The organism is Bradyrhizobium sp. LeoB3 (assembly GCF_055456055.1).
Window position 1 is genome coordinate 1 of sequence record NZ_JBVBEF010000080.1, and the last position, 24599, is coordinate 24599.

Genomic DNA, 24599 nt, shown 5'->3' on the forward strand with positions numbered 1-24599 from the left:
CCATGAATCATTGAAAAATTGATTCGGGAATCCTATAAAACGCGGCAAAATCAACAATCTGCCAAAGTAGTGCTAGGACGGATACTCACAAAATGCGACGTCCGCTTCCGGGGGTAAAGCGGACGCTTTGTGCCCGTCCCGAGAATTTCGCCACATGACCCTTTTGAGACATGTCGTGGTAGCTTGAGGACGTCCGCTTATCGGGGAAGACCGGAAGGGGACCGCCGCGCGATTAGAACGCCGCGAATGCCTCACACCAGTCATCCGTGCGGCTGACGACACCTCCACCCGCTTAGTTAGGAACGATTCGTGGCGTGTGCTTTCTTCGATCTTTAGCGAGCCCAAGATGCGCCAGGCGAGGGGAGGACAAGCCGTACAGCGATGTGGCACGTAGTGCGACGGCAGTATGGCTGTTCGTTCTCTGTTTGGGGCTCTTAGCGCTACTCGAGAAGTTCGCATAAGAGCGCCCCACCGGGGGCCAGGTATCCAGAGCTGTGGCCGCCTTCGTCAATCTTGCTCGTCATCCTGTATCCTAATCGCCTTAAAGCCCTCCGGCAGCTCCGGCGGCGTGCTCTCGTCAGAGTGGTTGCACACCGGGCAAGGCGCGCCGGCTCCCCCCGCAACCGCAGGCGTTGTGACCCAGCCACGGCTTATCAAGCCCTTGAAGAATGGATGCCGCACCGTGCCCTACGCCGATTTTGCCCCCGGTCTCGGCGAGGAGCTTCGGCTCAACCCAGACGCCCTCGTGCGCGATTTCCTCAGCGCAAGGGTCGGGACCGGGAGTGCCGCTCACCGAGCGCGCTGATTAGCCCGATCGCGATAGTTAAACCACCGAGAGCGAACCAAATTGGGAACATGTCGGACTGAACCTGTGAAACGGCAATTACCCAGCCGCCAAAAACGATTAGCATGACAGAGATTAAATGGGTCACGGCGGTGTCCACGTCCGCTTCCTTTCGCGTCAATTGTCTGCTTTCGAGATTGTCACTATTTCTTCTTGCTCTGCGATAGGGTCGGGCGCGAGGTCGCTTTCTGGCTCGGTGCGGCGGCGATGACCTTGATCTTTTCTTTCTTAGGCTTCTTGGCTTCGCGGTTGCTTCGTTGCTGGCCTTTGGCCATGTCGGCACCCTCCTGGTTTTCGAGATGATCGTCTGACGAGAGGACCTGCCCACGAGACGTGCAGATTCTTACGCCGATGTAGCCTTCTTGCACCGATACGCGCGCGGATGCCTTCGTGATTGCCGCTAACCAGATATTTCAGTTGCGTCCGCCCGGGCATGTAAGACAGCCGCCGCGACCACCAGGATCACAGGCAAAAGCGGGACAACGCTAGGGGCACGAGCCACTCGGCCAGCCGAAATTGCCGCGAGAGAATGCTCCTGCTCGTTGCGACGGGAGCACGCGGCCCTCAGTCACCGGTGGATGCCGTGAAAATGCGGTGATGGCGCACGCTACGCCCATGTTCTGGAATTAGCCAGTGCCAAATCACTTCCCTTCAGGTGGCAAGAACGCGCAGGAACGGGCGTAGTGCCTTCTCGTCGCGTGCGGCAACAAAGCGATGGCTATTGCGGTTTGAAGGGCGCATGCTGCTTTTGAGGCCGGCGCCAAAGTATTGCGAAAGGTAGGCGCGCATGACCATCCGTTCCCGACGCGAAGTCGTCACCTTTAAGCAACCGTTCCGGATAAGGGGGATTGATCGCCTGTTGCCCGCCGGCACCTATGAAGTCGTCACCGACGAGGAGACGATCGAAGGGTTATCGTTCGAGGCGTTCCGCCGCGTCGCTACTATGATCAAGTTGCCGGTGGAGGGCTCGCGCGGCTTGGCGATGGAGGTGGTCTCGATCGGCTCTGTCGATCTCGCCGACGCGCAACGCGTGGACGCGAGTGCTTCCGATGGCTGACGAGCCGTTTGATCTCGACAGCCACCGCGGCATGGCGGCGCAGAAGGCAACCGACATTCGTCGTGCGCTGGCGGAGGTCGAGACCCATGCGCAGGAGCTGCGCGAGCACCGAGCCGCGGTGGAAGACCACCTGTTGTCGGCTCCCGCCGCGTCATGGCCGGAGGCAGCCGCCAAGGCGCGCTATGTGCTCAAGCTGTACGCCGCGGGCCTGCCGCCGGAAGACACAAGGCATCGCGATCTCGTCGCAGCCGTGCTTGAGGATTTTGCGCGGCTCACCGAGTAGCGCTGAGTCGGGTACCGCGGCACGGCCGGGACTTATGAAGGAGTGGCTGACATGACGCTCACGTACGGTCGCTTCATCGCTTACGAATACGACAGGATGGTCGTCCTGTTCTCGATGCTCGACGGCCAAAGGGAGGTCCCCTGCGCGATTTCAACTTCAGCGATGGATGAGTTGGAGGGTTTAGTGCGCGCGAGTGCGGGCCAGCGCGAGGCGCAATTCATGCGGTTGCGGGAGCGCATCGAAACCTGCGCCGCCGGCAAATATCAGGCGACCGAGTTCGAGGGTACGCCGCCCGGGATCATCCTGCGCAGCATCGATTTCCGGAAAGAGCGATAGCAGCTTTCCCGGGAGACAAGCGCTCAGAGTGGGGCCCCAAAAGAGGGGAACTATATCGCAGTCCGAACGGAGACGCGTGGTTCCTCGGGCGCGAGCCGACAGGTGGAAATGCGTTCATTATCCATCAGCCGAATGCGCCTTCCGGCGGGCGGCTGTCGCACATTGTCCGCGCCGGCGCTCCGACGGCCGGGAAATTTCACGGGTGGCCGCGCTGCATCGGCATTGGATCAGACGGCGAGCCATAGAGCCATCGCAACCAGCACCACAACAAGCAAAGCGTATTCGAGTTTGTGGTTGTAGGAACTGAGAGATCTCCTGTTCGATATCATGTCAATTCCCCTTGGCTGAATTTCCGGCAGCGCGTACACGAAGCGCTGGGCCGGGATGACCCGTTAGAAGGTCTACTGCGCTGGCTGCCACCTATCGGCATGGGGCTGATCCTGCGGCTTCTCTCCGGGGCTTGAGCACTGGGAATTTATGTCGGGGCACGCATTCCTGGCGACGTCAGCCACTTATTGACTTCGGTGGCCGCATCTATCTGGACTGCCTTTCGCAAAAGCTCGTCACGACGGATGCTGGGCGGCATGCCGTCAGCCTGTTTACGCAAGTTGATTGCCTCTTGCGCTAAGCGAAATTCGAAGGTTGATGAGGAGGACTTGAAACGTCGCCGATTTAGCATGGCGGTGCTCCCTGTTCGATTGGGCGGGAGCGCAATTGGCGGTCTCGTCACCGATAGAAGCCATGAGCCGCGCGGTGATGCGAGTGATTGGACACCTTTTTCATCGGGGAGTCGACATAATTCGCATCAGGCGCTTCGAATGGTCACATCGGACATCGAAGCAAGTAAAGCAGGGCGCTATTCCCTTCGATCTGAGCCGTCTCCCGCGAAGTCTCCTGGCCGCTCATCAGAAGCATGTCGTCGTCCCAGACCTGCCACTCCCACTTCTGCGGGAGAAGAGCGATCATCCTCACGTCAAGCATACGCCGCATTGAGGGAAATTTGGCCATACAGCCTCTATGCGCTCCTGACCGTCAACATTCCAGTGGTCTATAGCAGCCTTCGGGCATTTCGACCCCCGAGCCTACGAGGCTGGCCGCGCGTTGATCCTTGCGAGCTCTCGACGCTCGTCATCCGATAACCGCCAACGCTTGCACTGCCCGCAGAGCTGCCTAAAGATGTCATACAGTTTGCTTCGCGCAACTTCGACGACCTCGGTGTCGTCAAATTCGCGGGAGTTCACAAAGACTGGCAATGAAAAACGGATCTGACCGCTCTCGAACTGAAACGCCAAGCGAACGTCCTCACCTCGTTCGTTGGGCGAAACCATCTCGATGCGCGCGATCTTGATCTTGAACTTGTCCATCGCGTCACCTCCCTGGAAGGCCGCTGAATACCATTTTGGCACACAACCGCGAAATGGGTATTGACCGATGGATAGTGAGGTGGACTCCAACCGTCGTAGAGGACCACGAAGTGTGGGAGTCGCGCTAGATTTGGCTGGCTCCATCCTTAAGTTGATTTTTTCAGCATCCTAATTTCGCTTTTGAACCAAGCAACCGCCATGGCATTAGGACGTTCATGGCTGAGTCATTCGGCACCGAATTTACAATTGTTGAAGTAACGGCCGATGATGCGGTGACCCGCCCGACCAAGCAACTTTGGGTCGCTGCAGCTAAACCGAGCCAAGCGCTTACCCTGGTTCTGACAGCGGTTCCAGAAGGCTGGACAGCGGAGCTTGCGACTCGACACCTGACCCGCCAGCAGTTGAAAGAGCTCCAAAACCTACACCTCACGCCTGGCGAAGTGCACAAGCTGTGGATGTAAGGGCCGCCTCAGTCGGCACATTCGGCCGCCGAGCCCGCGTTCCTTGCTAAGTAACGAGCCAATAGACCCCCGCGGCCAAAATGAGCGCGAGAAGCGTAGTGACCGCCGCGATCAGCGCCCAATCCCGTTTCGTGAGCAATTCGTATTCGAACATCTTATACGGAAGACCTTCGGTCCCGTCTGGAAGCGCCGCCTGCGCAGCGTGTTTTTCATCGCGAGTTCCGTCTTTAGGCGCCGGGGGTTAAAGGACGCCCCCCCGGTCGCATCCAACGGAGCGGGCGAGGGTGTTGCAATCCCTGAGAAAAACGGCCCAGCGTTGCAGCTGAGCCGTCAACTTGGTGGTGACAGGTTTTCTTCCGGCGGGGGCTAAGGGGGCTGTGGCCGAAAGCCGAGACTCGACGATCACGGACCGATTTGGTTCCTATCTAGTGAGACGTCGTAAACCGCCCGATGCCAGGCGGCGCGCGCCGGCAGATCAACAACGAATGCGGCTGTGATGGAAGTTAACTTGCGCGCCCTGGCCGAAAGATAATGGCTACCAGGAAACCTCTCGGTTCAAATTCGACATCACCAACTGAAGATCGATCGAGCTAAGAAAGTCGTGCAATGGCGGCGGTCCCATAAAGCCCATCCGTCCGCCAGCATCCCAAACGACGACGGCAAAACCCTGCAGCCCCGCTGCATGCGCCCGCCGCTCCATCGCGATCAACTCTTGCGATTGAACAGATTGCGGCTGGCCACCAAACGAGCTTTCCACTGGGAAAATAATCAAGTCCTGCCCCTGCTCATGCAAGTAGGCGACTTTGTAAGTGGGCATCGTTCTACCCTCAGGTTTGGGGAATGGTTTCAGCTCCCCCTCTTGGAGTCTAGCGACTCAATTTGGAACCGATTCGGGCGCGTTCGCAGCGGCAGCACACTGTTCGGGCACCCCATGGCGGACACGTCGTCGCGCATTCGCGATCCGCGCGTCTCGTGCTCTCTTTCGGCGCCTTTAAACGCGCTGTCGCTTCGTCCTGCTGCACCTGGGGGCCCCGTCGGCTCGCGGCGGCGCTCTGCCCCGGCCGCATCTGGACATTCCGCGACCCTTGGCGGCGTTGCGCACCAACGGGCGCCAGATAATCCGGAAAGACCCCGGCAGCGGCGGCAGGTCGCCGAGATAACGATTGACGACCCGGAACAGTGCGCGGATCGCCTCTCGGTTGGTCGTGCTCGAATAAGTGCACATCAGCGATCCTTAGCGTTCGCCCGGCCACCAGATCGACGGCGGATCCTGGGCGGAGATCTTCGTCGCCCGGATCGCGACCAGGTGACTGCGCTTGTAGGGATAGCCGCGCTCCTCCGAGCACAGCTTGCAGCGCATGTAGCGCTCGAGCTCGTGGACCGGCGTCGTCTTCGGCCGCCGGACGATATCCAGCGCCACCGTCTGGTGCGTGTTGCAGCCCAGGCATTTGACCTCGAGGTACAGGTAGCCGGCATTGATCGCGTCCCCGAGCGTGGGGGAGGGCTGGGCAGGGCCCTGGAAGGCGAGCATGCGCTTATTCCAGGCCTCACAGGCCAGCTTGTCGGCCTGTGTGCGGGCTTCTACCGCGCGCTCCGCTGAGGCGCGTACAGAGGCGCCGTAGATGCTCTCTCGGGACTTCGTACCCATGCCTCAGCATTGCGCCCGCGCGGCGCCAGAGCAAGCCGCTAGGGCCTGTGGATTGACAAGTGACGCAACAAAGCTTGGCACCCTTAACATGTGTGATTGTACCAGCAGATCGCGACGACAAGTCGCTACTAGGTTTGGCGCTAGCGTCGATTTGGGAAGAAGCGATGATCAGCGAGGAGTTTAACAAGGAGACTCTAGCCGCGACGGATTTGGCGCTAGAGCGGGCAATGAGCGCCCCGCAATGAGGTGGAGTGCAAGCGCTTCAAGGCCCGGCCGAGCCTAAACTTCCCAGGGTTCTTCCCGGACAGGTGCTGATCCTCTGCCTCATCGCCTCGTCGGGCGTCAGCCTCTCGGCAGATTGCGCTGAGTATCGGCATGTCCGTCCAGGAACCGCGGACGCCGAGCTACGTTTCGTCCCCATCAACATAGGGAGAACGTTATGCGTTCGGCTGTCCTGGTTCTGGCCATTTTGCTGGCCGAGACTGCACTATCTTTTGCATAGGGCCACATGGGCACCCCACAAGAACAACAGGCCTGCCGGCGAGATGCGCAGCGAGACCGGTACGAGGCGGCCTTGATCGACCTCATTAACCAGAAGCGCGCCGGCAAGCCGATCACGCCCAAGGAGCGGCCACGCGGCGAGAACGTCGTCGACCTGATGGAGGCGCTGCGGCGCAGCGTCGGCAAAGAAGCGGAGCCGGCGAAGGCTGCCAAACCGGCCAAGAAGCCGCGAAAGGCGACGGCTGGCCAGAAGGAAATGCTGATGCCAATCCAAGGCAAGAAACCGGCGAAGGAGACGGCCGCGAAGAAGCCGACGAGCAGGCAGCAGCGAAAGTCGGCCTGACGCCAGAGTAGGAGAGCCGCATGGACATGAAAGAAGCCTCGGCAATGACGGAAGCTTCCGGACTGATCAACGAGGACGGCGTAGAGCAGACTGCGGAAGTGCGGCGGCGACCGCCTCAGTCGCCTTCACAGGATGCCGCGACGCGCTGGGCCGATCGGCTGCGCGAGATCACCATGAACGCTCCGTTGCAGTCGCTCTTCGCTGCCTTCCTGCTTGGGGTCTGGGTCGCTCGCCGGCGGTAGGAGACTCCGCGAGCCTGCACGCCTCATGGTCAGGAAGCTCAAGACATTTCAGACGTCGCTCGGCTTCTTCGATCTCGCGATCGCGGCGCCTTCGATGAAGGCGGCGCTCGAGGCCTGAGAAGCCGGCAGCAATCTTTTCCACCAGGGCATCGCCAAGGAGACGCACGATCCGGACGTCATCGCCGCGACGATGTCCAAGCCGGGCGTGGTGCTCAAGCGCCCCGCTGGATCTAACGGGCGCTTCGCCGAGCACTCCGATCTCCCTTCGGATTGGGATCTGGCGAGAACGGAGCTCGCCGGGAAAGGCGTCGGCCGACGCGGGCGAAGCGAACCTCTCCCAAGATCAGCGAAGGCGACGCGCGAAAGGCCGCCGCCGAATTCGAGAAGGAGCAGAAGCGCCGCGACGCCGAGCGCCGGCGCGAAGAGGCCGCCAGGCAGAGGAATCGCAAACGGCGCGAAAAGGCGATGGCGAAGGCGGAGGCGGTGCTGGACAAGGCCGAGCGCGAGCATGCGAAGAAGGCCGCGGATATTCAGGCTGAGGTCGAGGCTATCGAGAAGCGAGCGCGGGCCGAGGACGACCGGTGGGAAAAGGAAAGAGAACGGCTGCAAGCCGCCCTGCGGCGCGCGGAGGACTAGCCGGCAAGAGCCATTCGCGTCTCCGGAACGGAGTTCGGCCGGATCGCGTTGACTGCTCGATCTTCATGACCGGAGGAACGCACATGAGATGGATTTCGGCGGCAGCTTGCGTGGCCGCGATTTCGCTTGCTTTCGCGCCCGCGGCGGACGCGAAGGGCTGCATCAAGGGTGCCATCGTCGGCGGCGTCGCCGGCCATATGGTGGGACACGGCAAGCTGGGCGCCGCGGCCGGGTGTGTCGTCGGCCATCACGAGGCGAACAAGAAAAACCCGAACAACGCGAACGCTCAGCAGCAGGCGCCTTCGGGGCAAAGGTGAGAACCGCGACGATGGCGAAGCGCTAAGGTTTCGCCGGAGGGCATCAGGCCTCGGGCGGGCACTCCGGGCAGGTGTTGCCGATGGAATCGAGCACTTCCGCGATGGCGACAGCCGCAGCTTGCGCCGAGACGCCCGGCGGAGGTGCCGATAACCCGCGCAGAGCGGGCCTGCTGTTTCATTTTCGTCCGATTGTGACGGCGGTGATCACGCGCGGCTTTGGAGCGTCGGTGAACATGCATGGGTCGACATTCCCGGCCGCTGCCAATAGTGCCTCTATTTCGCGCGTCGTGAGGCGTAGCAAGATGGAGTTTCCTTTGCCGTCCTGTGGTGTCGGTTCACGCCGACGGATTTTTTTTGCTTTCAGAACCATATCCGTGCTCATCAAGGTAGGCGCGCAGGATCTTGCGGATGGCCTCCGTTCGCGTCAGGCTGAACCCTTGGTCGCGCTGATCGGATATGAAGCCATCGAGATCAACATCTCGGATGTCGAACAAGATGCTATCCAGCGCGAGCGCGGCAGCCTCGAATCGCTTCGACATTTGGATTAGGCCTTCCTCGCTGAGCATGATTGCGTCGTTGAGCTTACTAAGCTCGTTTTTGATTGTGGTCTCATCAGGCTCACCGCCGCGCGCGATGTGGATTTCCAGCGCGGTGACGACCTCGGCGTTCGTCGACTTGCCGTGAAGCTCGGCCATACGGCCAAGGCGCTTTCGCATTCCATCCGGAAGCCGAACAATGATCTTGTCCGAATCTCTATTGGTAGAAGTATCGGTCCGCTTTTTTACTCTCGCTGCCATGTTTCCCCAGTGCCATATTTTACTTGCGTCGGATATGGCACTGGGGTATATACCAGTCTAAGGAACATATCTAGAAAGAATTAGACATGCCCCGCCGTCCAGCCAACGTGAATCAAGCCGACGTGCAGCGGATCATCCGCGCATGCCAGCGCGAGAAGGTGCCGTTTCGCCTCACGCTTCAGCCGAACGGGGCTGCAGTGTTTGATGCCCCCGCCAAGCAGACCGAGACATCTGAGGCTGAGACATCTGAAGACATTCGGAAGCTGTTGTGACAAAGCCGCCCCGATCCGCCTTGCCACTGCCCAGGTATGTGGAGCGCAAGCCGCTTAAGAGCGGCGGGTGGGGTTATTTCTTTCACGTGCCATCATGGGCCAAGAAGGCGGGCTGCACGATGCAGAACGAACGGCTTGGTGCAGACTATGCTGCGGCGGTCTCGCGATGTGAGACCATCCTACTGCCCGCCTTCGATGAATGGCGCACCGGCGGGGCGAGCATCGCTCCTACAGCGTCGCAAGCCGCGGCTGCACCGCAAACACTCGATTGGGTATTTGCGGAATACCGTTCCGACCGTCGCTACACCAAGCTCGACCCAAAGACTCAGCGCAATCACGAAACCGGATTCAAGCTGGTCGGCGGCTACATCCTGAAGGATGGCAAGCGCCTTGGCGAGAAACGCCTGACCACGATCGACACGGCCCTCGCTGACGATCTCTACGACAAGTTGCTGGTCGTCAAGGTCGCCAGCAAAGATGGCGTGGTGGTCGAGCGCGAGCGCCGCACGACCGTCAACCATGCGATGAAGAGCTGCCGTCGTGCCTGGAACGTCTGCGCGCGACGCAATCCCGGAAAGGTGCCGCAGGTCAATCCGTTTGCCAAGATGGGCTTGCAGGGCTCGACGCGCGAGACACCGACCGCGACCTATAAGGAACTGCTCACGTTTCGTGCCAAGGCGGTGGAGCTTGGCCTGTCATCGCTGGCGACTGCTGCCCTGATCGCATGGGAATGGCTGCAGCGAGAGACCGACATCTTCGCTACGTTCGACGTCTCGCACTATCGACCGAAAGAGCACCCCAACATGGTGCGCGTGATCGATGAAAAGACGCGCGCCGAAAGCTGGGTTCCTTTGCTCGATGATGCTGGTGTCGCTCTCTATCCGGAGTTGATGGACGAACTCGACGCTATCAAGCGCCAGCGCATCGGCGGCCTCATGCTGCGGCGGGACTGGGGTGAACGCGGCCCGTGGCCGACATGGCCAAAGCCTGACATGCCAGACTTCACGCACATGAGCCGAAAGGTGAAAGAGGTCATCCGGGCCGCCAACCTGCGCGACGAGCTTTCATTCGCCTCGTTCAGGCACGGTGGCCTAACCGAGACCGGCGACGCCGAACTGACCGATCGCGAGATCTTGGCGCAGAGCAGGCATACCACGGTCAAGGTGTTGCCGAAGTACGTCAAGCGCACCACGAACCAGATTGCCACCGGCACCAAGAAGCGACGCGCCGTGCGAACGAAAGCCGGACATTTGTCCGAATGAGCATCAGCCAGCTTGTCCGAATGAAATATTGGGAGCGTCGTAAGTGATTGAAAACATTGGAGCGGGTGAAGGGAATCGAACCCTCGTATTCAGCTTGGAAGGCTGCTGCTCTACCATTGAGCTACACCCGCATGTGAACGATCCACTATCACGCCGGAAGGGCTGCCTCAACCACCGTGAGGCGTTACGAACAGCCGGGTTCCGGCCGATCCGCCTTGCGGCCTTAACAGGCGCGGATCGGCTCCCTATATTGCGTGTCCCATCAACAATGAAAGGAGGTGATCCAGTGTCTTATCTCAAGCGCTGTCACCTCGCTGGGATCGCCCGCTAAGCAGTCCAAAGCTTGGCATCGGGGCGCTCTCAGCCCTGGACCAGCGAGCACGAGAATCGGGCGCGGCGGGAGCGATTCCGCCGCGCCTTTATTATTGCTGGATTGTCGCGCCAGACCACGGAAAGACACCGACGACAACGCTTTGCGCTCTCGTCAGCGTTCCGGCAATCCGAGCTCGAGCAGCGTCTGCATGGTTTGCTCGCCCATCGCGAGAAAAGCCGGGCTGGCATTCCGAGTTGGCAGCGAGATGTTGAGCGCCGTCGAATCGGGCCTCAACGCCATGGCCTTTGCCATCGCCGTCCTTGCCTCGTCCGGCTGGCCCAGGCGCTGATAGGCTACGGCCAGCAGCATATAGGGGCGTCCCGACGCCGGCGTGATGGCGATCGACCGTTGCAGCCAGGATACCGCTTCCTCGTTGCGGCCCATGAGCAGGGCGGTCCATCCCGCCCCGAGCATCCAGGTCCAGCGCGAAACTTCCGGCGTGTCGAAGCGGTCGGCCTGCTTGAATGTTGCCAGTGCGTCCTCGAAGCGCCCCAATTGAAGCTGCGCCAGGCCGATGTGGTAGAGAACGAGCCCGTTCCACGGATCAAAACTCAATGCTTTCGCGCAAGCCACCAGACTTTCAACGAACTCGTTGGTCGCAGTCAGGAAGCGGCAATAGGCTTCCAGCACCGGAATGTAACGTGGCGTCGTCTGCCGCGCGCGCTCCAGCAGCGATCCGGCGTTGCGCTCCGCCGCCGCACGTTCGGCCGGCGCGTACCACGTCATCTGAATCCCGCGCAACTGAAGCGCGGCCAGCGCGATCTGCAGCTCGGTATTGTCGGGCTCGGCGGCGAGCGCTTTTTCCAGCATCGTCTGCGCGGCGGCAAAACGTTCGCGTGTCGTTCGGTTGATCGAGGCTGTGGCTTGCTCGATCGCAACTTTGGCGTCGCCGGTCGCGGCTGGATGGGCGCCGGATTCCAGAAGTGCGTTAAGGCGCCGTGCCAGCGCATGACCTGCTCCCGCGGCGAGCCGCGATTGCTGCAACTGCATGTCCAATTCGGTGGCGTCGACCGAAGCCGTAGCGACCGCCTGGACCTCGCCGGTGGTGGTCTGGATCATGCGTGCCCGCAAGATCCACGATTGCGGGCCTCTCTCCAGTTCACCATTCAGTACGAAGTCCGACTGTGCCGAGGACGTGGACGTGGGCGCCGCTGCCACTGCGACGGCCCCAGGGGCGACCACGCGGATATTGTCGACCCTGGCCAAGCCATCGGTCAGGCGGTCGGTTACAGCCGCCGCCATGCCGGCCCCTCGGGGGTCGTTGCTCGCATCGACGATCGGCGTTAGCGCAATGGTCGGAGGCGGCCGCTTGAACATGAGATCGGGACGGAAGGTCGGAGCGGCCACCGCAAACCCGACAATCACGCAGAGGGCCGCTGCGGCGGCCGCAGCCACCGGCCGGCGCAGGCCGAATAGTCGCCGCGGTGTTGCAATCTCGCTCGTGGGTTCCGCGCCTGCGATTGGCTCGGCGCTTGCCTGCACGGGAACGCCAGGTGCTGGCGGTTTAACCGACACCTCGGCGGCGAACAGGTAGCCGCGGCCGGACACGAGCTTGATCGTCTGGCGCCGGTCATCGCCCAGCGCGGTGCGAATCTCGCGGATGCATTGGAACAGGCTGTCTTCGCCGACATGGACGTTCGGCCAGACCGCCTCCATCAGCTCTTCCTTGCTGAGGACCCGGCCCGGATTGGCGGCGAACAGCTGCAGCATCTCAAGCGGTTTCGGCCTGAGCTTGACCACCTCGTCATCCGGACCGCGCAGTTCGGCGCGCTCCCGATCGAGCTCAAATCCGGCAAAACGAAACACCCAGCCCCCAAAATTGTCCCAAGCCGCCAGAAATGTCGGAAAATCGGCTCCTTTGGCGGCTCATTCAGAAAATATCAGAAAAACTTCAGGATGCCACGGGCGCCGCATCAGGACGCCTGGCCGCCATCATGGGACCAATGCGCCCCGCCTTTTCGGTTGCCGTGGGGCTGCGCGCCGGCGGGCGGACGGGGCGAGACGGTGTTCCGGAAAAGTATGGGATCGGTTCGGGGCCCCCCGGGTACCGGCACACCGATCTCGCCCCGTTTTGAGACAACGGCGTTTTTCATTCCTTTTCGATGAGACCCCTGTGCTCAGCTTTACGACCGACGACATCGACCCCGAGCATCGCTTCGATCACTGGCGCGAGGTGCGCGGGAAAAGCCTGTTCGGTGTCACGATCGAGCTGCCGGCCGAGCGCCGCAACGATTTTCATGGGCGGTTTTCCGCGATCGATATCGGAGGAGCGGTCGTCTCGCGGATGCATGCCTCGTCCTATCGGGTCAGCCGAACCGAGGGCGATATCGCGCGGATGCCGGCCGACAGCCTGTGCATTGCGTGGCAGATGCGCGGGGCCGGCTGGATGGATGTCGGCCGGGGGCGGGGGCATCGTGTGGCCGACGGCGACATCGTCATCAACCATTCCGACACTCCGTTCGAGGGGACGCCGGAGCGTTCCGACGGGTTCGACTTCCTGATGCTGAAGATCCCCCTGGGGGGCGACGTTCTGCTGGGCGCGCCGGCCCATGATCTTTTCGCGGCGACGCTGTTGCAGAAGAGCCCGTTCTTCAGGGCACTCTCGGCGCTGTTTCATGCGTTGACGCAGGAGCCGCCTGATGTCGCCGATCCGTCGGCAGAGATCACGCATGTCGCAAGATTGGCCATGCTGGCGCGGGGCCGTCTTTTGCCTGGCATGCCCGAGTGTCGCGCGGCGCTGCGCTCGGGCTTCTACTATGCCGCGCGCGACATTCTCGTCCGCGATCTGCACCAGCCGGGCTTGTCGCCCGCGGCCGTCGCGCAAGAGCTCGGAATATCGCTGCGGCAGGTTCATGTGTTGTTCGAGCCGACGGGGCTCTCATTCTCGCGCACGCTGACGGCCCTGCGGGTGCGCAAAGCGGGCGAACTGCTGGCAATGGCGCCGTCACGGCCCGTCGCGGATGTCGCCTATGCCTGTGGCTTCGATAGCCTTGCAACATTTTATCGCGCCTTCCGAAATTCCTACGGCATGACGCCGCGCGACATGCGCGTTCGTGCGAACTGCGAGTGAGCGGCTGTGGCGATTTCGCTGCAACCGCGCGGAGTTACGGTGGCGGTTGCGCATCAAATCGAGCGCGTGCGCGCATTGAGAAGACAGCCCGCCACCGTTTCTGTAAACGCCCGCAGGCATTTGGATTTTCGGATCATTCCCCGGAGAGGAATTGGCCGAGCCGCTCAGCGGCTCTTACTGCTTGCCGACCATCAAGGTTTTCATCACCAAAATATTTTTAAATCTATTGCCTGCGGCGGACATCGGAGATCTTTCAATGGCGATCGATGCCGCTTCGCGAATTCGCGCGATCCGGCCGCCTCGCAATCCGTTGTGCGCTGCTGTGCGGCGTAAATTGATCGAAAAGGAAGGCCAGTGTATCAAGCTGCGCGAGATCTGAGCGCAGGGAAGAGAAATGGCGGCAGGGGATTTGGACGTTCTGATTCGGTCGATGGCCAAGAAGCAGGTCAAGGCCCTAACCGATGCCGCCAAGAAACAGCATGGCCGTCTCATGGGAATGGCCGCCAAGGCCAAGGACAAGGAGACCAGGGACCGCCATAAGCACCTTGCCAAGAACACGCTCGCCTCCGCGGCGGCGGCGGCGAGGCGGCTGCAGATCACGGCGGAGAATGCGGCTGACAGTTATGCGCGATCGATGAAGGCCGCGAAAGAAATGCCGCCGGCAAAGCCGGTCAAAAAGAAAAAGAACTGACTTCGGCTCGTGGCACAGCGTCGCGAGCGCGCCCGCCCGCGCAGCCCATCGCGGCGTCCGATCGAGTAGATGGTGCCCGCGAGAACGCCAGGCGATCGATGGAATACACAAACATTTCAATCGGTTGTGCGCGAGTTGGCCGTCTTTGAGGCCGGCACGACAACCGATACCTGCCAATATCGTCTGATATCAGCAAATCTTTACTTGAATTAAAACACGAACGTTCGTACTCGAACGGTTACGGAGCGCCAATTGTCCAGGACACGCAAAATCACGACCGACGATATCCTCGATGCCGCGGAGCGGGTGGTTGTCCGTCTCGGGGCCGCGGGGCTTTCGATCGATGCGGTGGCCCAGGAGGCTGGCGTCAGCAAGTCGCGGGTCGTCTACGACCATAGGTCCAAGAGCGCGCTGCTGGAGGCGTTGATCGACCGCCGCGTCAAGGCGGAGCTTGAGCGCATCGAACAGGCCGTGGCGGAGAACGCCGGTACGCCGCATCCCGAACTGTTCGGCCGGATCGCGGACGCCGAGCGGATTCCCGACGATCGGGACAAGGCGATCGCGGTCGCGATCAGCGCCTCGATGTCGAGCGAAGAGAAGATCCAGCAGCAGATGCGCGACTGGACGATGAAGGACCTGCGCGCGATGGCTGCGGGCGCGCGGCCCAAAGCGGCGCTGATGGCCTATCTGGCGCTGACCGGCTTCTACGTCACCGAACTCCTCGGCTTCCACCAGTGGGACGCAGCCGAGCGATCCGAAATCCTGGCGGGCATCAGGACGATCTACACGTCCTATCCCGACGAAAGCTGATGCCGCCCACAATTGGCTGACACTCAAGGTAATCAAGACATGTACAGCAGCAGACCCCTGCCGCGCGTGAGGACGCATCTGGTAGCGGCGGCATTCCTTGCGCTAACGATCGGTGGCGTTGCCGCGCAGCAAGGCGCGGAACTGCCGCCGCCTGCGGTCAGCGTGATCGAACTCAAGGCGCATCCTGTTCCGGTCGTGAACGAGCTTCCGGGCCGCATCGCTGCGACGCGCATCTCCGAGGTTCGCGCGCGTGTCTCCGGCATCCTTCAGGCGCGCGTGTTCACGCAGGGCACTCCGGTCAAGGAAGGCGACGTCCTGTACCGCATCGATCCGAAGCTCTTTCAGGTGCGCGTGGCGAGCGCCGAAGCCTCGCTGCGGCGTGCCAAGGCCGTTCAGCAAAATGCGAAACAGCAGTTCGAGCGCCAGAAGACCCTTCACGACCGCGACGCCACCAGCGGCGTGAACCTGGATGCGGCAACTGCGACCCTTGCCCAGGCCGATGCCGACGTCGCATTGGCCGAAGCCGCGCTCGCCGAGGCGAAGATCAATCTCGATTACACCGAGGTTCGCGCTCCCATCAGCGGCATCATCGGCGGCGCCCTGGTCACCGAGGGCGCGCTCGTCACCGCCGATGGAACGCAGAATCTGGCACTGATCCAGCAGGTGGATTCCGTCTATGTCGACTTCACGCAGTCGGCGCAGGACCTGCTCACGCTCAAGCGCGCCGTTGAGGAAGGCAAGCTCGCGAGCCCGGCGCCGGGAGAGGCTCGGGTCGAACTCGTTTTCGACGACGGCGGCCTCTATTCGGAAGCAGGGCGATTGCTGTTCGCCAGCGCCAGCGTCGATTCCACCACCGGGCAGGTCACTCTGCGCGCCGAATTCCCGAACCCGAAACATGACCTGTTACCGGGCATGTATGTTCGCGTGCGCATTGCGCAGGCCGTTCGCGAGGGCGCCATCACCATTCCTCAGCGTGCCGTGACCCGGGCGCGCGACGGCAAGGCGCAGGTCTACCTCGTATCGGAAGGCGGGATTGCGGAGACGCGTGACGTCGAACTTGGACAGGCACTCGGTTCGGAATGGATCGTCGAGTCCGGCCTGAAGGAAGGCGAGCGCGTCGTCGTCGATGGCGTGCAGAAGGTGCGGGTGGGCGGCAAGGTTGTCCCGGAGCCATGGAAGCCTGCCGATCGGGAAGCAGAAATCTCCGCCGACCAGCCGACCAGCCGGGCGAGGTGATCCGATGGCTCAGTTTTTCATCAGGCGGCCGGTCCTTGCCTGGGTCTTCGCCCTGTTCATCTGCATTGCCGGTGTCATCGCGATTCCGCTGCTGCCGGTCGCGCAGTACCCCAAGGTCGCGCCGCCGCAACTGACGATTTCGACGTCGTATCCAGGGGCCTCGCCGCAGGAAATCTATCAGGGCGTCACGCGCCTGATCGAGGAGGAACTGAATGGCGCCGCCAGATTGATGTATTTCGAATCGACGTCGGACACGTCTGGCTCGATCAGCATCAACGTATCTTTCGAGGCCGGCACCAGCATCGAGCAGGCGTCGGTCGACGTGCAGAACAGGCTGCGGCGAATTCAATCGCGACTGCCGGCGGCGGTGGCCGCGCAGGGCGTGACCGTGGAAGAGGCTTCGGCTGGCTTCCTCATGATCGTGTCGCTCACGTCCACCGATGGCAAGCTCGATGAAGTCGCGCTCGGCGACTACTTCAGTCGCAACGTGCTTGGCGAACTGCGCCGCCTTGGCGGAGTAGGGCGCGCGCAGTTGTTTGCCGCTCAGCGCGCGATGCGCGTCTGGATCGATCCGGACAAGATGGTCGGCCTCGGGCTGACCGCCGCCGACGTCAACGGCGCAATCATGGCGCAGAACGCGCAGGTCGCGGCCGGGCAGATCGGCGCATCGCCCAATCCGGTCACCACCGACCTGACGGCGACCGTTCTCGTCAAGGGACAGCTGGCCAACACCAAAGAATTCGGCAACATCGTGCTGCGGGCAAACCCTGATGGCAGCACGGTTCGGCTCAAGGATGTTGCCCGCCTCGAGCTCGGCGCGGAGAACTACAACTTCTCCAGCCGCCTGAACGGTCAGCCGAGCGCCGCCGTGGGCATCCAGCTTTCCGCAACCGGCAACGCAGTCGCGACGTCGCGTGCGGTCCAGGCGAAGATGGAGGAATTGTCGCGGTTCTTCCCGCAGGGCGTGAAATATTCGGTGCCGTACGACACCAGTCCCTTCGTGTCTGCCTCGATCAAGAAGGTCCTGGAGACGCTGCTCGAGGCGGTCGTGCTCGTCTTCGTGGTGATGTTCGTCTTCCTGCAGAACTTCCGCTACACGCTGATCCCGACGCTGGTGGTGCCGATCGCATTGCTCGGCACCGGCGCGGTCATGCTGGCGGCGGGCTTTTCGATCAACGTCCTGACCATGTTCGCGATGGTGCTGGCGATCGGCATCCTCGTCGATGACGCCATCGTCGTCGTCGAGAACGTCGAGCGCATCATGGCGGAGGAGGGACTTTCACCGAAGGACGCCACCAGGAAGGCCATGAAACAGATCACGGGCGCCATCCTCGGGATCACGCTCGTTCTGTCTTCCGTCTTCATCCCGATGGCGTTCTTCCCTGGTTCGACAGGCATCATCTATCGCCAGTTCAGCCTGACCATGGTGGTTTCGATCCTGTTCTCGGCATTTCTGGCGCTGTCGTTGACTCCGGCGCTTTGCGCGACCTTCCTCAAACCGATCAAGCATGATCATCATGAGAAGAAGGGGATTGGTGGCTGGTTCAATCGCAAATTCGAAGCATTGACCGATCGCTACACCGATGCTGCCGGCGGCATCGTGCGGCGCGCCGGGCGCATGATGGTGATCTATCTCGCTTTGGTCATTGGCCTCGGTTACTTCTTCGTCAGCCTGCCCACCGCCTTCCTCCCGAACGAGGATCAGGGCTTTCTGGTCGTTGATATCCAGGGCCCGCCCGAAGCCAGCGCCAACCGGACACTGGCGTCGATCAAGCAGATCGAGGAGATTTTCAAGACGGAGCCTGCCGTGCGCGATATCGTGGCCATTCAGGGCTTCAGCTTCTCGGGCAACGGCGCCAATGCCGCCTTGATGTTCGTCACCCTCAAGGACTGGAGCGAGCGCGGCGCGGGCCAATCCGCCCAGGCGATCGCCGATCGCGCCAACGGGCAATTGTTTGCGCTGAAGGACGCCACCAGCTTCGCGCTTTCGCCGCCGCCGATCGACGGCTTCGGCACGACAGGCGGCTTCGCCTTCCGTCTTCAGGATCGCAATGGCCTCGGTCAGGCGGCGCTCACGGACGCGGCGGCCGAGCTGATGGAGAAGGCCGGCAAGAGCCCGGTGCTCGCGGGCCTTCGCATCGAGGGGTTGTCGGACGCGGCGCAGGTTCTTCTTGTTATTGATCGCGAGAAGGCCAACACCTTCGGCGTGACCTTCGCCGACATCAACAACACGATCACGGCCAACCTCGGATCATCCTACATCAACGACTTTCCGAACGCCGGCCGTATGCAGCGGGTCATCATCCAGGCGCGGGATCACGGCCGCCTACGGGTGGAGGATCTCTTGAAGCTCAACGTCCGCAATGCGGGCGGCGGCATGGTGCCTTTGTCCTCGTTTGCCATGGCCCAGTGGCAGAAGGGATCGCCGCAGATCGTTGGCTACAACGGCTACCCCACGGTGCGCATCGCGGGCGAGCCGGCTCCAGGCAATTCGTCGGGCGCGGCGATCGCCGAGATGGAGCGCCTCGCTTCGGAGCTGCCGAACGGCATCGGCTCCGAATGGACCGGTCAGTCGCTGGAAGAGATCAAATCGGGATCGCAGGCGCCGATCCTGTTCGGCCTCAGCATCCTCTTCGTCTTCCTGCTGCTCGCCGGCCTCTATGAAAGTTGGTCGATCCCGCTCTCGGTCATGCTCGTCGTGCCGCTCGGCGTGATCGGCTGCGTGCTGGCCGTGATGCTCCGGGGAATGCCAAACGACCTCTACTTCAAGGTCGGACTGATCGCGATCATCGGCCTGTCGGCAAAGAACGCCATCCTGATCGTGGAGTTCGCCAAGGACTACTACGCGGAAGGCAGATCGCTGGCTGATGCCGCGGTCGACGCCGCTCGCGTCCGCTTCCGGCCGATCATCATGACGTCGCTCGCCTTCACGCTCGGCGTCGTGCCGCTCGCCATCGCATCAGGCGCCAGCGCGGCCAGCCAGAACGCCATCGGCACCGGCGTTCTCGGCGGCATGATCTCCGCGACGATTCTCGCGATCTTCTTCGTCCCCGCCTTCTTCGTGTTCGTTCTGCGGCTGCTGCGGACCAGAAGACCGGCCGCGAACGATGAAGCGGCAGCCGAAGCTCCGCTTGCGAAGCCTTCCGAAGCGTAGCGGTCAGCACGGTGCAACTTCATTTCAGCCGTAACCATTCGGTCGCCGTTCGAAGCCGAAGCGTAGCGACGCTTCGCCAAAGTCCTCCGTGAGTCGGCCGGGCCTTCTCGAGGCGAGAAGGTCCCACCGCGCCGATCGTTCACGCTGGAGGATCACATGAAAGTTCTCATCGCCTGCACGCCCGCAACCGGCCATCTCAATCCGCTGCTGGCGGTGGCGCACGGCCTTATCGACGAACGACACGATGTTACATTCCTGACCGGCAGCGCGCTGCGGCCGCGGGTAGAGGCGATCGGTGCGAAATTCCGGGCGCTTCCCGCCGACGCTGACCTCGATCTCCGGGACATGGATGCGGCCGTGCCGGAGCTCAAGAATGTCGAGCCGGGGCTGCAATGGTTGAGCATCGCCCTTCAGCGCTTTTTTGTCGACACCATGCCAGCGCAACTTGCCGGTTTGCGGCAGCTGGTGCACGAAATCCAGGCCGATGTCGTCGTGGCCGACGACATGTTCTTTGGTGTGCTTCCGATGCTGCTCGGTCCGCGGGCAAGCCGTCCTCCCGTCGTGCTATGCGGAACCTCGATCCTGCACGCCACTCGTGAGGACGGTGCGCCTCTCTTCCTTGGACTGCCACCTGCAGCCACACAGGCCGATCGTGACAACTATGCCGTCATCGCCAAGGAGTATGACAGCGTGGTCAACGAGCCCGCGACGCGCCGCATAAATAAACTCTTGGCCGGACTGGGCGCTGGGCTGTTGTCGATGCCTCTCTTCGAGTCCGTCGTCGTGTTGGCGGACGCCTACCTGCAACTGTCGGTGCCGAGCTTCGAGTTTCCGCGCAAGCTGCCGCCCACGGTCCATTTCGTCGGTACGCCCCCGATCATTCCGAACCAGGCGCCGGTGCCGTCATGGGCCGGTGACCTCGACCGCTCGCGCAAGGTGGTGCTGGTCACGCAGGGAACGTTCGCCAATTTCGATTTCGGGCTTCTCGTCGCACCGACGCTCAAAGCCCTTGCGGACGAGCCGGATCTGCTCGTGGTGGTGACCACCGGCGGTCGTCCGGTCGATACGATCCCCGGTGCGATTCCCTCCAACGCCCGCGTGGCCAGCTACCTGCCGTTCGAGTGGATCCTGCGCAAGGCGGATGTATTCGTCACCAATGGCGGCTATGGCAGCGTCAATCAGGCCATGAGCTATGGAATTCCGATCGTGGGCGCCGGGCTGACCGAGGACAAGGCCGATGTGAACGCACGCATCGCGTGGTCCGGCGTCGGTATCAATCTGGCGACCAATCAGCCGGAGCCGAAGGCCGTGCGCGAGGCGGTCCGGGCCGTGCTCGAACAGCCGGGCTACCGCACGCGGGCCGCGTCGATGGCCGCTGAGTTCGACAAGCGCGATACGCGATCGCTGATCGTCCGCATCATCAACGAAGCGGCGACCGGAAGCAAAGCGCCCGCGCGTCGTAAGGCCGCGGCTGCGTAACCTCGCGCCGCATCCGTTCGATATCGCTCGGGGGGCGCTCGCGAATGCGACGTGAGTTGCCCTCCGCTGACTCAATCCTATTTCAGCCGTAACCATTCTCTCGCCGTTCGAAGTCGAAGCGTAGCGATGCTTCGCCAGAGTCCTCCTTGAGCCGGCCGGGCCTTCTCAAGGCGAGATGGTCTTCCGCGCCGATGTTCATGCTGGAGGATCACAATGAAAGTTCTCATCGCTTCGACGCCTGCAACCGGCCATCTCAATCCGCTGCTTGCAGTCGCCCGCGGCCTCATCGACGAGCAACACGACGTTACATTCCTGACCGGCAGCGTGCTGCGGCCGCGGGTAGAGGCGATCGGTGCGGGGTTCCGGGCGCTTCCCGCCGGTGCCGACTTCGATCTGCGCGTGATGGATGAGGTCGTTCCCGAGCTCAAGACTATCGCGCCGGGACCGCAATGGCTTCGCATCGCCATGGAACGGCTGTTCGTGGACGCCATACCGGCGCAACATGCCGGATTGCAGCTCGCGTTGCGCGACGTCCGGCCCGACGTCGTCGTGGGCGATGACATGATCTTCGGCGTGCTTCCGATGCTGCTCGGTCAGCGGGCAAACCGGCCTCCCGTCGTTCTCTGCGGGACTTCGATCCTGCACTGGACCCGCGATGATGGCGCGCCACTGTTTCTTGGGCTGCCGCCCGCTGCCACCCAGGCTGACCGCGACAAGTATGCCGTCATCGCGCAGGAATTCGACGGGATCGTCAACGAGCCCGTGGCGGAGCGCCTGAACGGTGTATTGGCGAAGTTTGGCGTGGGGCCGCTGTCCATGCCGATGTTCGAATCCGTTGTCGCGCTCGCCGATGCCTATCTGCAATTGTCGGTGCCGAGCTTCGAGTTCCCGCGCAAGCTCCCGCCCACGGTTCATTTCGTGGGTACGCCTCCGATCATCCCGAACCAGGCGCCGGTGCCGCCGTGGGCCGCCGACCTCGATGGCTCGCGCAAGGTGGTGCTGGTCACGCAGGGGACGGTCGCCAATCACAATTTCGGTCTTCTCGTCGCGCCGACGCTCCAGGCCCTTGCGAACGAGCCGGATCTGCTGGTGGTGGCGACCACCGGCGGTCGTCCGGTCGATACGATTCCCGGCCCGATTCCGTCCAATGCCCGCGTCGCGAGCTACCTGCCGTTCGAGTGGATCCTGCGCAAGGCGGATGTGTTCGTCACCAATGGCGGCTACGGCAGCGTCAATCAGGCCATGAGCTATGGAATTCCGATCGTCAGCGCCGGGCTGACCGAAGACAAGGCCGATGTGAACGCGCGCGTCGCGTGGTCCGGCGTCGGTATCAACCTGGCGACCAATCAGCCGGATCCGCGGGTCCTGCGCGAGGCGGTTCGGACCGTGCTCGAGAAGCCAGGCTACCGCATGCGGGCCGCCTCGTTGGCCGATGAGTTCGCTAAGCGGGATACGCGATCGCTGATCGTTCGCATCATCAACGAAGCGGCGACGGGGAAAAAAGCGCCCGCGCGCCGCAACGCCGCAGCGGCCTAACTTCGCATCCGTTCGATATCGCTGCGAGGGATCCACGCCGATCGTTGATCCCTCGCTACCGCGCGGAAACCATCTGGCTGCGAATGTCCTGCGCGGTCTTTTTCAGCGGGATCAGGTATTTCTTCTTGGCGGCGGCCTCGCTCATCGTGCCCGAGATCATGTTGATGCTGATGGCGGCGACGACTGCGCCGATCTGGTCGCGGAGCGGCACCGCGATGCCGCAGATGGCCGGGTCAAGTTCGCCATCGACCCAGGCGTAGCCCTCCTTTTCGACGCGGGCGAGGATCGCGCCGATCCGCTGCGGATCGGTCTCGGTGCGCGGAGACACCGGCTTGAAGTTTTCGCTCGCAAGATAGGCGGCGCGTTTCTCCGGTGGAAGTGCTGCGAGCAGCACCCGGCCGAGCGAGACGAGATGCGCGGGCAGGCGACTGCCGATGCCGAGATTGGTGGACAGAATCCGCCGCGCAGGCAGCCGCAGCGCATAGACGATCTCGCGTTCGTCGAGCACCGCCAGCGCGCAGGATTCGCCGATCTCGTTGCGCAAATCCTCCAGCGCGCGCTGAGCGTAGCCCCAATAGGGTAGCGCGTTGAGATACGACAGGCCCAATCCCAATGCCCGCGGCTTGAGCGAGAAATAGCGGCCGTCGGAGGCGCAGTAGTTCAGCGTGACGAGGGTCGCCAATATCCGCCGCGCGGTCGCCCGGCTGAGGCTGGCGATCTGCGCGGCTTCGGCGAGCGTGTGTCGGCCCGGAGGTTTTCCGAGCGCTTCGACGATCGAGAAGCCGCGCGCGATCGAGCGCACGAATTCATCACTGTCCTTGCTCATGGCGCATGCGTGGTTGGCCCTTGCCAGGTTCGGCCGGGTGGTTTAGGGATGGTTCGTATAACGAACGAACAGTTCGCCAGGCGAACAATAGGGGAGTGGAGCGGATGGCGCAAGCATCAAACGCGCGAAGCGCAGACTTCGAAACCGATTTCTGGAAGGACGCGACATCGCGCAAGGTCTGGGACGAGATCGTGCCCGGCGAGCCGCGCAAGACCTTGCCGTACAAGCTGACACAGGAGGCGATCGCTCTGTTCTGCAAGGCGGTCGGCGAGACCAACCCGCTCTATCTCGACGAGGCCGCGGCGAAGGCCGGCCCTTATGGCGGCCTGGTCGCACCGCCTTCGATCCACATTCTCCTGATGTTCGCCTGCACGCCCACCGACGACTGGATGCGCAGCCCGGGCACAGTGAATGCCGGGCAGTCGTGGAGCTACAACATTCCGGCACGGCCGGGTGACACCATCACGTTGCAGGCGCGCGCGCTCGACAAGTTCATCCGGCGCGAGCGGCTGTTCGTGGTGCACGACAACGTCTTCTTCAATCAGCATGGCGACGTGATCTGTTCGGGTCGCGGCCAGACCATTCGTCCGATGTGAGGAGCGGCAAGCGATGACAGTCAGTTTCGATCAGCTCAAGGCCGGCGACGGCATCGAGGGTCCGAGGTTCGCGGTGTCGCGGGAGTCGATCCGGTTATTCTGCGACGGCTCGCTCGATTACAATCCGCTGCACCTCGACGACGAATATATGAAGGGCAATTTCGGCAAGACCAATTTCGGCGGCATCATCATGCATGGCATGAACAATTTCGGCCTGCTCACGCGCATGCTGACCGATTGGGCGCAGCCGCCAGGCGCTATTCATCGTCGCCTCGAGACCCGCTGGCTCAAGCCGGTGCGGCCCGGCGATACGATCCAGCCCACCGGCATCATCAAATCCAAACAGGTCACGACCAAATCCCGCTGGGTACTCATCGATGTCATGGTGAAGAACCAGAATGGCGAGCAGGTCGCCATCGGCGAAGCCATGGTGGAGTTTCCCGTCGCAACCGCTGCAGCCTGATG

Annotated in this window: 26 protein-coding genes, 1 tRNA gene and 2 pseudogenes; 20 read left to right on the plus strand and 9 right to left on the minus strand. The window is 62.3% G+C overall.

All coding sequences use genetic code 11. The annotated features are described in order from the left end of the window. Positions 1–987: 987 nt before the first annotated feature. Both ACZXDY_RS34250 and ACZXDY_RS34255 read right to left on the minus strand, forming a co-directional pair. Positions 988–1119, minus strand: coding sequence for a hypothetical protein (locus ACZXDY_RS34250; RefSeq protein ID WP_456647132.1), 132 nt, complete (start codon positions 1117–1119; stop codon positions 988–990). A 376-nt stretch (positions 1120–1495) separates the two neighbouring features. Then, positions 1496–1633, minus strand: a complete 138-nt coding sequence (locus ACZXDY_RS34255) for a hypothetical protein (RefSeq protein WP_456647133.1) — start codon at positions 1631–1633, stop codon at positions 1496–1498. On the opposite strand from ACZXDY_RS34255, the gene ACZXDY_RS34260 reads away from it, so the two are divergent. The 3 genes from ACZXDY_RS34260 to ACZXDY_RS34270 are packed head-to-tail and all read left to right on the plus strand — an operon-like array spanning position 1632 to position 2520. Then, on the plus strand, positions 1632–1901 hold the full coding sequence (locus ACZXDY_RS34260; protein ID WP_456647134.1) for a hypothetical protein: 270 nt from the start codon (positions 1632–1634) through the stop codon (positions 1899–1901). The two genes, ACZXDY_RS34255 and ACZXDY_RS34260, sit on opposite strands and share 2 nt — an antisense overlap. After that, positions 1894–2184 carry a hypothetical protein gene (locus ACZXDY_RS34265; protein WP_456647135.1) on the plus strand — a complete coding sequence of 97 codons (291 nt, stop codon included), beginning with the start codon at positions 1894–1896 and terminating at the stop codon, positions 2182–2184. Before ACZXDY_RS34260 ends, ACZXDY_RS34265 begins: the two co-directional genes overlap by 8 nt. A 51-nt stretch (positions 2185–2235) precedes the next feature. After that, the gene (locus tag ACZXDY_RS34270) at positions 2236–2520 is read left to right on the plus strand and encodes a DUF1488 family protein (RefSeq protein WP_456647139.1); all 285 of its coding nucleotides are present in this window, start codon (positions 2236–2238) and stop codon (positions 2518–2520) included. Positions 2521–3602: 1082 nt separating this feature from the next. Here ACZXDY_RS34270 and ACZXDY_RS34275 read toward each other — a convergent pair. After that, positions 3603–3884, minus strand: a complete 282-nt coding sequence (locus ACZXDY_RS34275; RefSeq protein ID WP_456647136.1) for a hypothetical protein — start codon at positions 3882–3884, stop codon at positions 3603–3605. A gap of 215 nt (positions 3885–4099) precedes the next feature. Between ACZXDY_RS34275 and ACZXDY_RS34280 the strand changes: the two genes are divergently transcribed. Further along, positions 4100–4345: a hypothetical protein gene (locus ACZXDY_RS34280; RefSeq protein ID WP_456647137.1), complete on the plus strand. Its 246-nt coding sequence runs from the start codon at positions 4100–4102 to the stop codon at positions 4343–4345. 535 nt (positions 4346–4880) lie between these two features. Here ACZXDY_RS34280 and ACZXDY_RS34285 read toward each other — a convergent pair. Then, positions 4881–5162, minus strand: coding sequence for a hypothetical protein (locus ACZXDY_RS34285; protein WP_456647138.1), 282 nt, complete (start codon positions 5160–5162; stop codon positions 4881–4883). Between the two features lie 417 nt (positions 5163–5579). After that, positions 5580–5993: a hypothetical protein gene (locus ACZXDY_RS34290; RefSeq protein ID WP_464348577.1), complete on the minus strand. Its 414-nt coding sequence runs from the start codon at positions 5991–5993 to the stop codon at positions 5580–5582. Between the two features lie 556 nt (positions 5994–6549). On the opposite strand from ACZXDY_RS34290, the pseudogene ACZXDY_RS34295 reads away from it, so the two are divergent. The 4 genes and pseudogenes from ACZXDY_RS34295 to ACZXDY_RS34310 all read left to right on the plus strand — a co-directional run. Next, positions 6550–6837 (plus strand): annotated as a pseudogene (locus ACZXDY_RS34295) (non-homologous end joining protein Ku); the annotation flags it as partial. Positions 6838–6857: 20 nt separating this feature from the next. Continuing rightward, positions 6858–7079 (plus strand): hypothetical protein, encoded by a 222-nt coding sequence (locus ACZXDY_RS34300; protein WP_464348578.1) that lies wholly within the window; start codon positions 6858–6860, stop codon positions 7077–7079. A gap of 25 nt (positions 7080–7104) precedes the next feature. Beyond that, positions 7105–7715 (plus strand): annotated as a pseudogene (locus ACZXDY_RS34305) (cell envelope biogenesis protein TolA). Positions 7716–7798: 83 nt separating this feature from the next. Further along, positions 7799–8032, plus strand: a complete 234-nt coding sequence (locus tag ACZXDY_RS34310) for a hypothetical protein (RefSeq protein ID WP_130231616.1) — start codon at positions 7799–7801, stop codon at positions 8030–8032. Between the two features lie 335 nt (positions 8033–8367). Here the strand turns inward: ACZXDY_RS34310 and ACZXDY_RS34315 are convergent, their stop codons facing one another. Continuing rightward, on the minus strand, positions 8368–8829 hold the full coding sequence (locus ACZXDY_RS34315) for an Arc family DNA-binding protein (protein WP_456644931.1): 462 nt from the start codon (positions 8827–8829) through the stop codon (positions 8368–8370). Positions 8830–8936: 107 nt separating this feature from the next. On the opposite strand from ACZXDY_RS34315, the gene ACZXDY_RS34320 reads away from it, so the two are divergent. Together ACZXDY_RS34320 and ACZXDY_RS34325 are read left to right on the plus strand one after the other, a co-directional pair. Continuing rightward, positions 8937–9101 carry a hypothetical protein gene (locus ACZXDY_RS34320; protein ID WP_456671224.1) on the plus strand — a complete coding sequence of 55 codons (165 nt, stop codon included), beginning with the start codon at positions 8937–8939 and terminating at the stop codon, positions 9099–9101. 20 nt (positions 9102–9121) lie between these two features. Continuing rightward, positions 9122–10363: a hypothetical protein gene (locus tag ACZXDY_RS34325; RefSeq protein WP_456644933.1), complete on the plus strand. Its 1242-nt coding sequence runs from the start codon at positions 9122–9124 to the stop codon at positions 10361–10363. A 57-nt stretch (positions 10364–10420) separates the two neighbouring features. Here ACZXDY_RS34325 and ACZXDY_RS34330 read toward each other — a convergent pair. Further along, a tRNA-Gly gene (locus tag ACZXDY_RS34330) sits at positions 10421–10494 on the minus strand. A 353-nt stretch (positions 10495–10847) separates the two neighbouring features. Then, positions 10848–12542: a tetratricopeptide repeat protein gene (locus ACZXDY_RS34335; protein ID WP_464348579.1), complete on the minus strand. Its 1695-nt coding sequence runs from the start codon at positions 12540–12542 to the stop codon at positions 10848–10850. A 307-nt stretch (positions 12543–12849) separates the two neighbouring features. Here ACZXDY_RS34335 and ACZXDY_RS34340 point away from each other — a divergent pair, with 307 nt between their 5' ends. The 8 genes from ACZXDY_RS34340 (at position 12850) to ACZXDY_RS34375 (ending at position 22712) form a co-directional block, all read left to right on the plus strand. After that, entirely contained in the window at positions 12850–13806 is a 957-nt protein-coding gene (locus ACZXDY_RS34340; protein ID WP_464348580.1) for a helix-turn-helix transcriptional regulator, read from the plus strand. Positions 13807–13957: 151 nt separating this feature from the next. After that, a complete protein-coding gene (locus ACZXDY_RS34345; RefSeq protein ID WP_455996989.1) occupies positions 13958–14185 on the plus strand; it encodes a hypothetical protein in 228 nt (75 codons plus the stop codon). 51 nt (positions 14186–14236) lie between these two features. After that, the gene (locus ACZXDY_RS34350; protein ID WP_080663670.1) at positions 14237–14497 is read left to right on the plus strand and encodes a hypothetical protein; all 261 of its coding nucleotides are present in this window, start codon (positions 14237–14239) and stop codon (positions 14495–14497) included. A 252-nt stretch (positions 14498–14749) separates the two neighbouring features. After that, the gene (locus tag ACZXDY_RS34355; protein WP_464348581.1) at positions 14750–15307 is read left to right on the plus strand and encodes a TetR/AcrR family transcriptional regulator; all 558 of its coding nucleotides are present in this window, start codon (positions 14750–14752) and stop codon (positions 15305–15307) included. A gap of 39 nt (positions 15308–15346) precedes the next feature. After that, positions 15347–16543 carry an efflux RND transporter periplasmic adaptor subunit gene (locus tag ACZXDY_RS34360; RefSeq protein WP_464348582.1) on the plus strand — a complete coding sequence of 399 codons (1197 nt, stop codon included), beginning with the start codon at positions 15347–15349 and terminating at the stop codon, positions 16541–16543. A 4-nt stretch (positions 16544–16547) separates the two neighbouring features. Further along, entirely contained in the window at positions 16548–19697 is a 3150-nt protein-coding gene (locus ACZXDY_RS34365) for a multidrug efflux RND transporter permease subunit (RefSeq protein WP_464348583.1), read from the plus strand. Between the two features lie 156 nt (positions 19698–19853). Then, complete coding sequence (locus tag ACZXDY_RS34370; protein ID WP_464348584.1) at positions 19854–21176, plus strand: glycosyltransferase; 1323 nt, start codon at positions 19854–19856, stop codon at positions 21174–21176. A gap of 213 nt (positions 21177–21389) precedes the next feature. Next, positions 21390–22712, plus strand: a complete 1323-nt coding sequence (locus ACZXDY_RS34375) for a glycosyltransferase (protein WP_464348585.1) — start codon at positions 21390–21392, stop codon at positions 22710–22712. A 55-nt stretch (positions 22713–22767) separates the two neighbouring features. Here the strand turns inward: ACZXDY_RS34375 and ACZXDY_RS34380 are convergent, their stop codons facing one another. After that, a complete protein-coding gene (locus ACZXDY_RS34380) occupies positions 22768–23538 on the minus strand; it encodes an IclR family transcriptional regulator domain-containing protein (RefSeq protein WP_464348586.1) in 771 nt (256 codons plus the stop codon). A gap of 104 nt (positions 23539–23642) precedes the next feature. Between ACZXDY_RS34380 and ACZXDY_RS34385 the strand changes: the two genes are divergently transcribed. After that, entirely contained in the window at positions 23643–24134 is a 492-nt protein-coding gene (locus tag ACZXDY_RS34385) for a MaoC family dehydratase (protein ID WP_456644943.1), read from the plus strand. A gap of 13 nt (positions 24135–24147) precedes the next feature. Continuing rightward, complete coding sequence (locus ACZXDY_RS34390; protein WP_464348587.1) at positions 24148–24597, plus strand: MaoC family dehydratase; 450 nt, start codon at positions 24148–24150, stop codon at positions 24595–24597. Positions 24598–24599 lie beyond the last annotated feature (2 nt).

What these genes read in the sequence shown, in the direction of transcription:
- ACZXDY_RS34250 (WP_456647132.1), bottom strand. Translation starts at nt 1,119, where the DNA reads ATGGCCAAAGGCCAGCAACGAAGCAACCGCGAAGCCAAGAAGCCTAAG.
- ACZXDY_RS34260 (WP_456647134.1), top strand. Translation starts at nt 1,632, where the DNA reads ATGACCATCCGTTCCCGACGCGAAGTCGTCACCTTTAAGCAACCGTTC.
- ACZXDY_RS34255 (WP_456647133.1), bottom strand. Translation starts at nt 1,633, where the DNA reads ATGCGCGCCTACCTTTCGCAATACTTTGGCGCCGGCCTCAAAAGCAGC.
- ACZXDY_RS34265 (WP_456647135.1), top strand. Translation starts at nt 1,894, where the DNA reads ATGGCTGACGAGCCGTTTGATCTCGACAGCCACCGCGGCATGGCGGCG.
- ACZXDY_RS34270 (WP_456647139.1), top strand. Translation starts at nt 2,236, where the DNA reads ATGACGCTCACGTACGGTCGCTTCATCGCTTACGAATACGACAGGATG.
- ACZXDY_RS34275 (WP_456647136.1), bottom strand. Translation starts at nt 3,884, where the DNA reads ATGGACAAGTTCAAGATCAAGATCGCGCGCATCGAGATGGTTTCGCCC.
- ACZXDY_RS34280 (WP_456647137.1), top strand. Translation starts at nt 4,100, where the DNA reads ATGGCTGAGTCATTCGGCACCGAATTTACAATTGTTGAAGTAACGGCC.
- ACZXDY_RS34285 (WP_456647138.1), bottom strand. Translation starts at nt 5,162, where the DNA reads ATGCCCACTTACAAAGTCGCCTACTTGCATGAGCAGGGGCAGGACTTG.
- ACZXDY_RS34290 (WP_464348577.1), bottom strand. Translation starts at nt 5,993, where the DNA reads ATGGGTACGAAGTCCCGAGAGAGCATCTACGGCGCCTCTGTACGCGCC.
- ACZXDY_RS34300 (WP_464348578.1), top strand. Translation starts at nt 6,858, where the DNA reads ATGGACATGAAAGAAGCCTCGGCAATGACGGAAGCTTCCGGACTGATC.
- ACZXDY_RS34310 (WP_130231616.1), top strand. Translation starts at nt 7,799, where the DNA reads ATGAGATGGATTTCGGCGGCAGCTTGCGTGGCCGCGATTTCGCTTGCT.
- ACZXDY_RS34315 (WP_456644931.1), bottom strand. Translation starts at nt 8,829, where the DNA reads ATGGCAGCGAGAGTAAAAAAGCGGACCGATACTTCTACCAATAGAGAT.
- ACZXDY_RS34350 (WP_080663670.1), top strand. Translation starts at nt 14,237, where the DNA reads ATGGCCAAGAAGCAGGTCAAGGCCCTAACCGATGCCGCCAAGAAACAG.
- ACZXDY_RS34360 (WP_464348582.1), top strand. Translation starts at nt 15,347, where the DNA reads ATGTACAGCAGCAGACCCCTGCCGCGCGTGAGGACGCATCTGGTAGCG.
- ACZXDY_RS34365 (WP_464348583.1), top strand. Translation starts at nt 16,548, where the DNA reads ATGGCTCAGTTTTTCATCAGGCGGCCGGTCCTTGCCTGGGTCTTCGCC.
- ACZXDY_RS34370 (WP_464348584.1), top strand. Translation starts at nt 19,854, where the DNA reads ATGAAAGTTCTCATCGCCTGCACGCCCGCAACCGGCCATCTCAATCCG.
- ACZXDY_RS34375 (WP_464348585.1), top strand. Translation starts at nt 21,390, where the DNA reads ATGAAAGTTCTCATCGCTTCGACGCCTGCAACCGGCCATCTCAATCCG.
- ACZXDY_RS34380 (WP_464348586.1), bottom strand. Translation starts at nt 23,538, where the DNA reads ATGAGCAAGGACAGTGATGAATTCGTGCGCTCGATCGCGCGCGGCTTC.
- ACZXDY_RS34385 (WP_456644943.1), top strand. Translation starts at nt 23,643, where the DNA reads ATGGCGCAAGCATCAAACGCGCGAAGCGCAGACTTCGAAACCGATTTC.
- ACZXDY_RS34390 (WP_464348587.1), top strand. Translation starts at nt 24,148, where the DNA reads ATGACAGTCAGTTTCGATCAGCTCAAGGCCGGCGACGGCATCGAGGGT.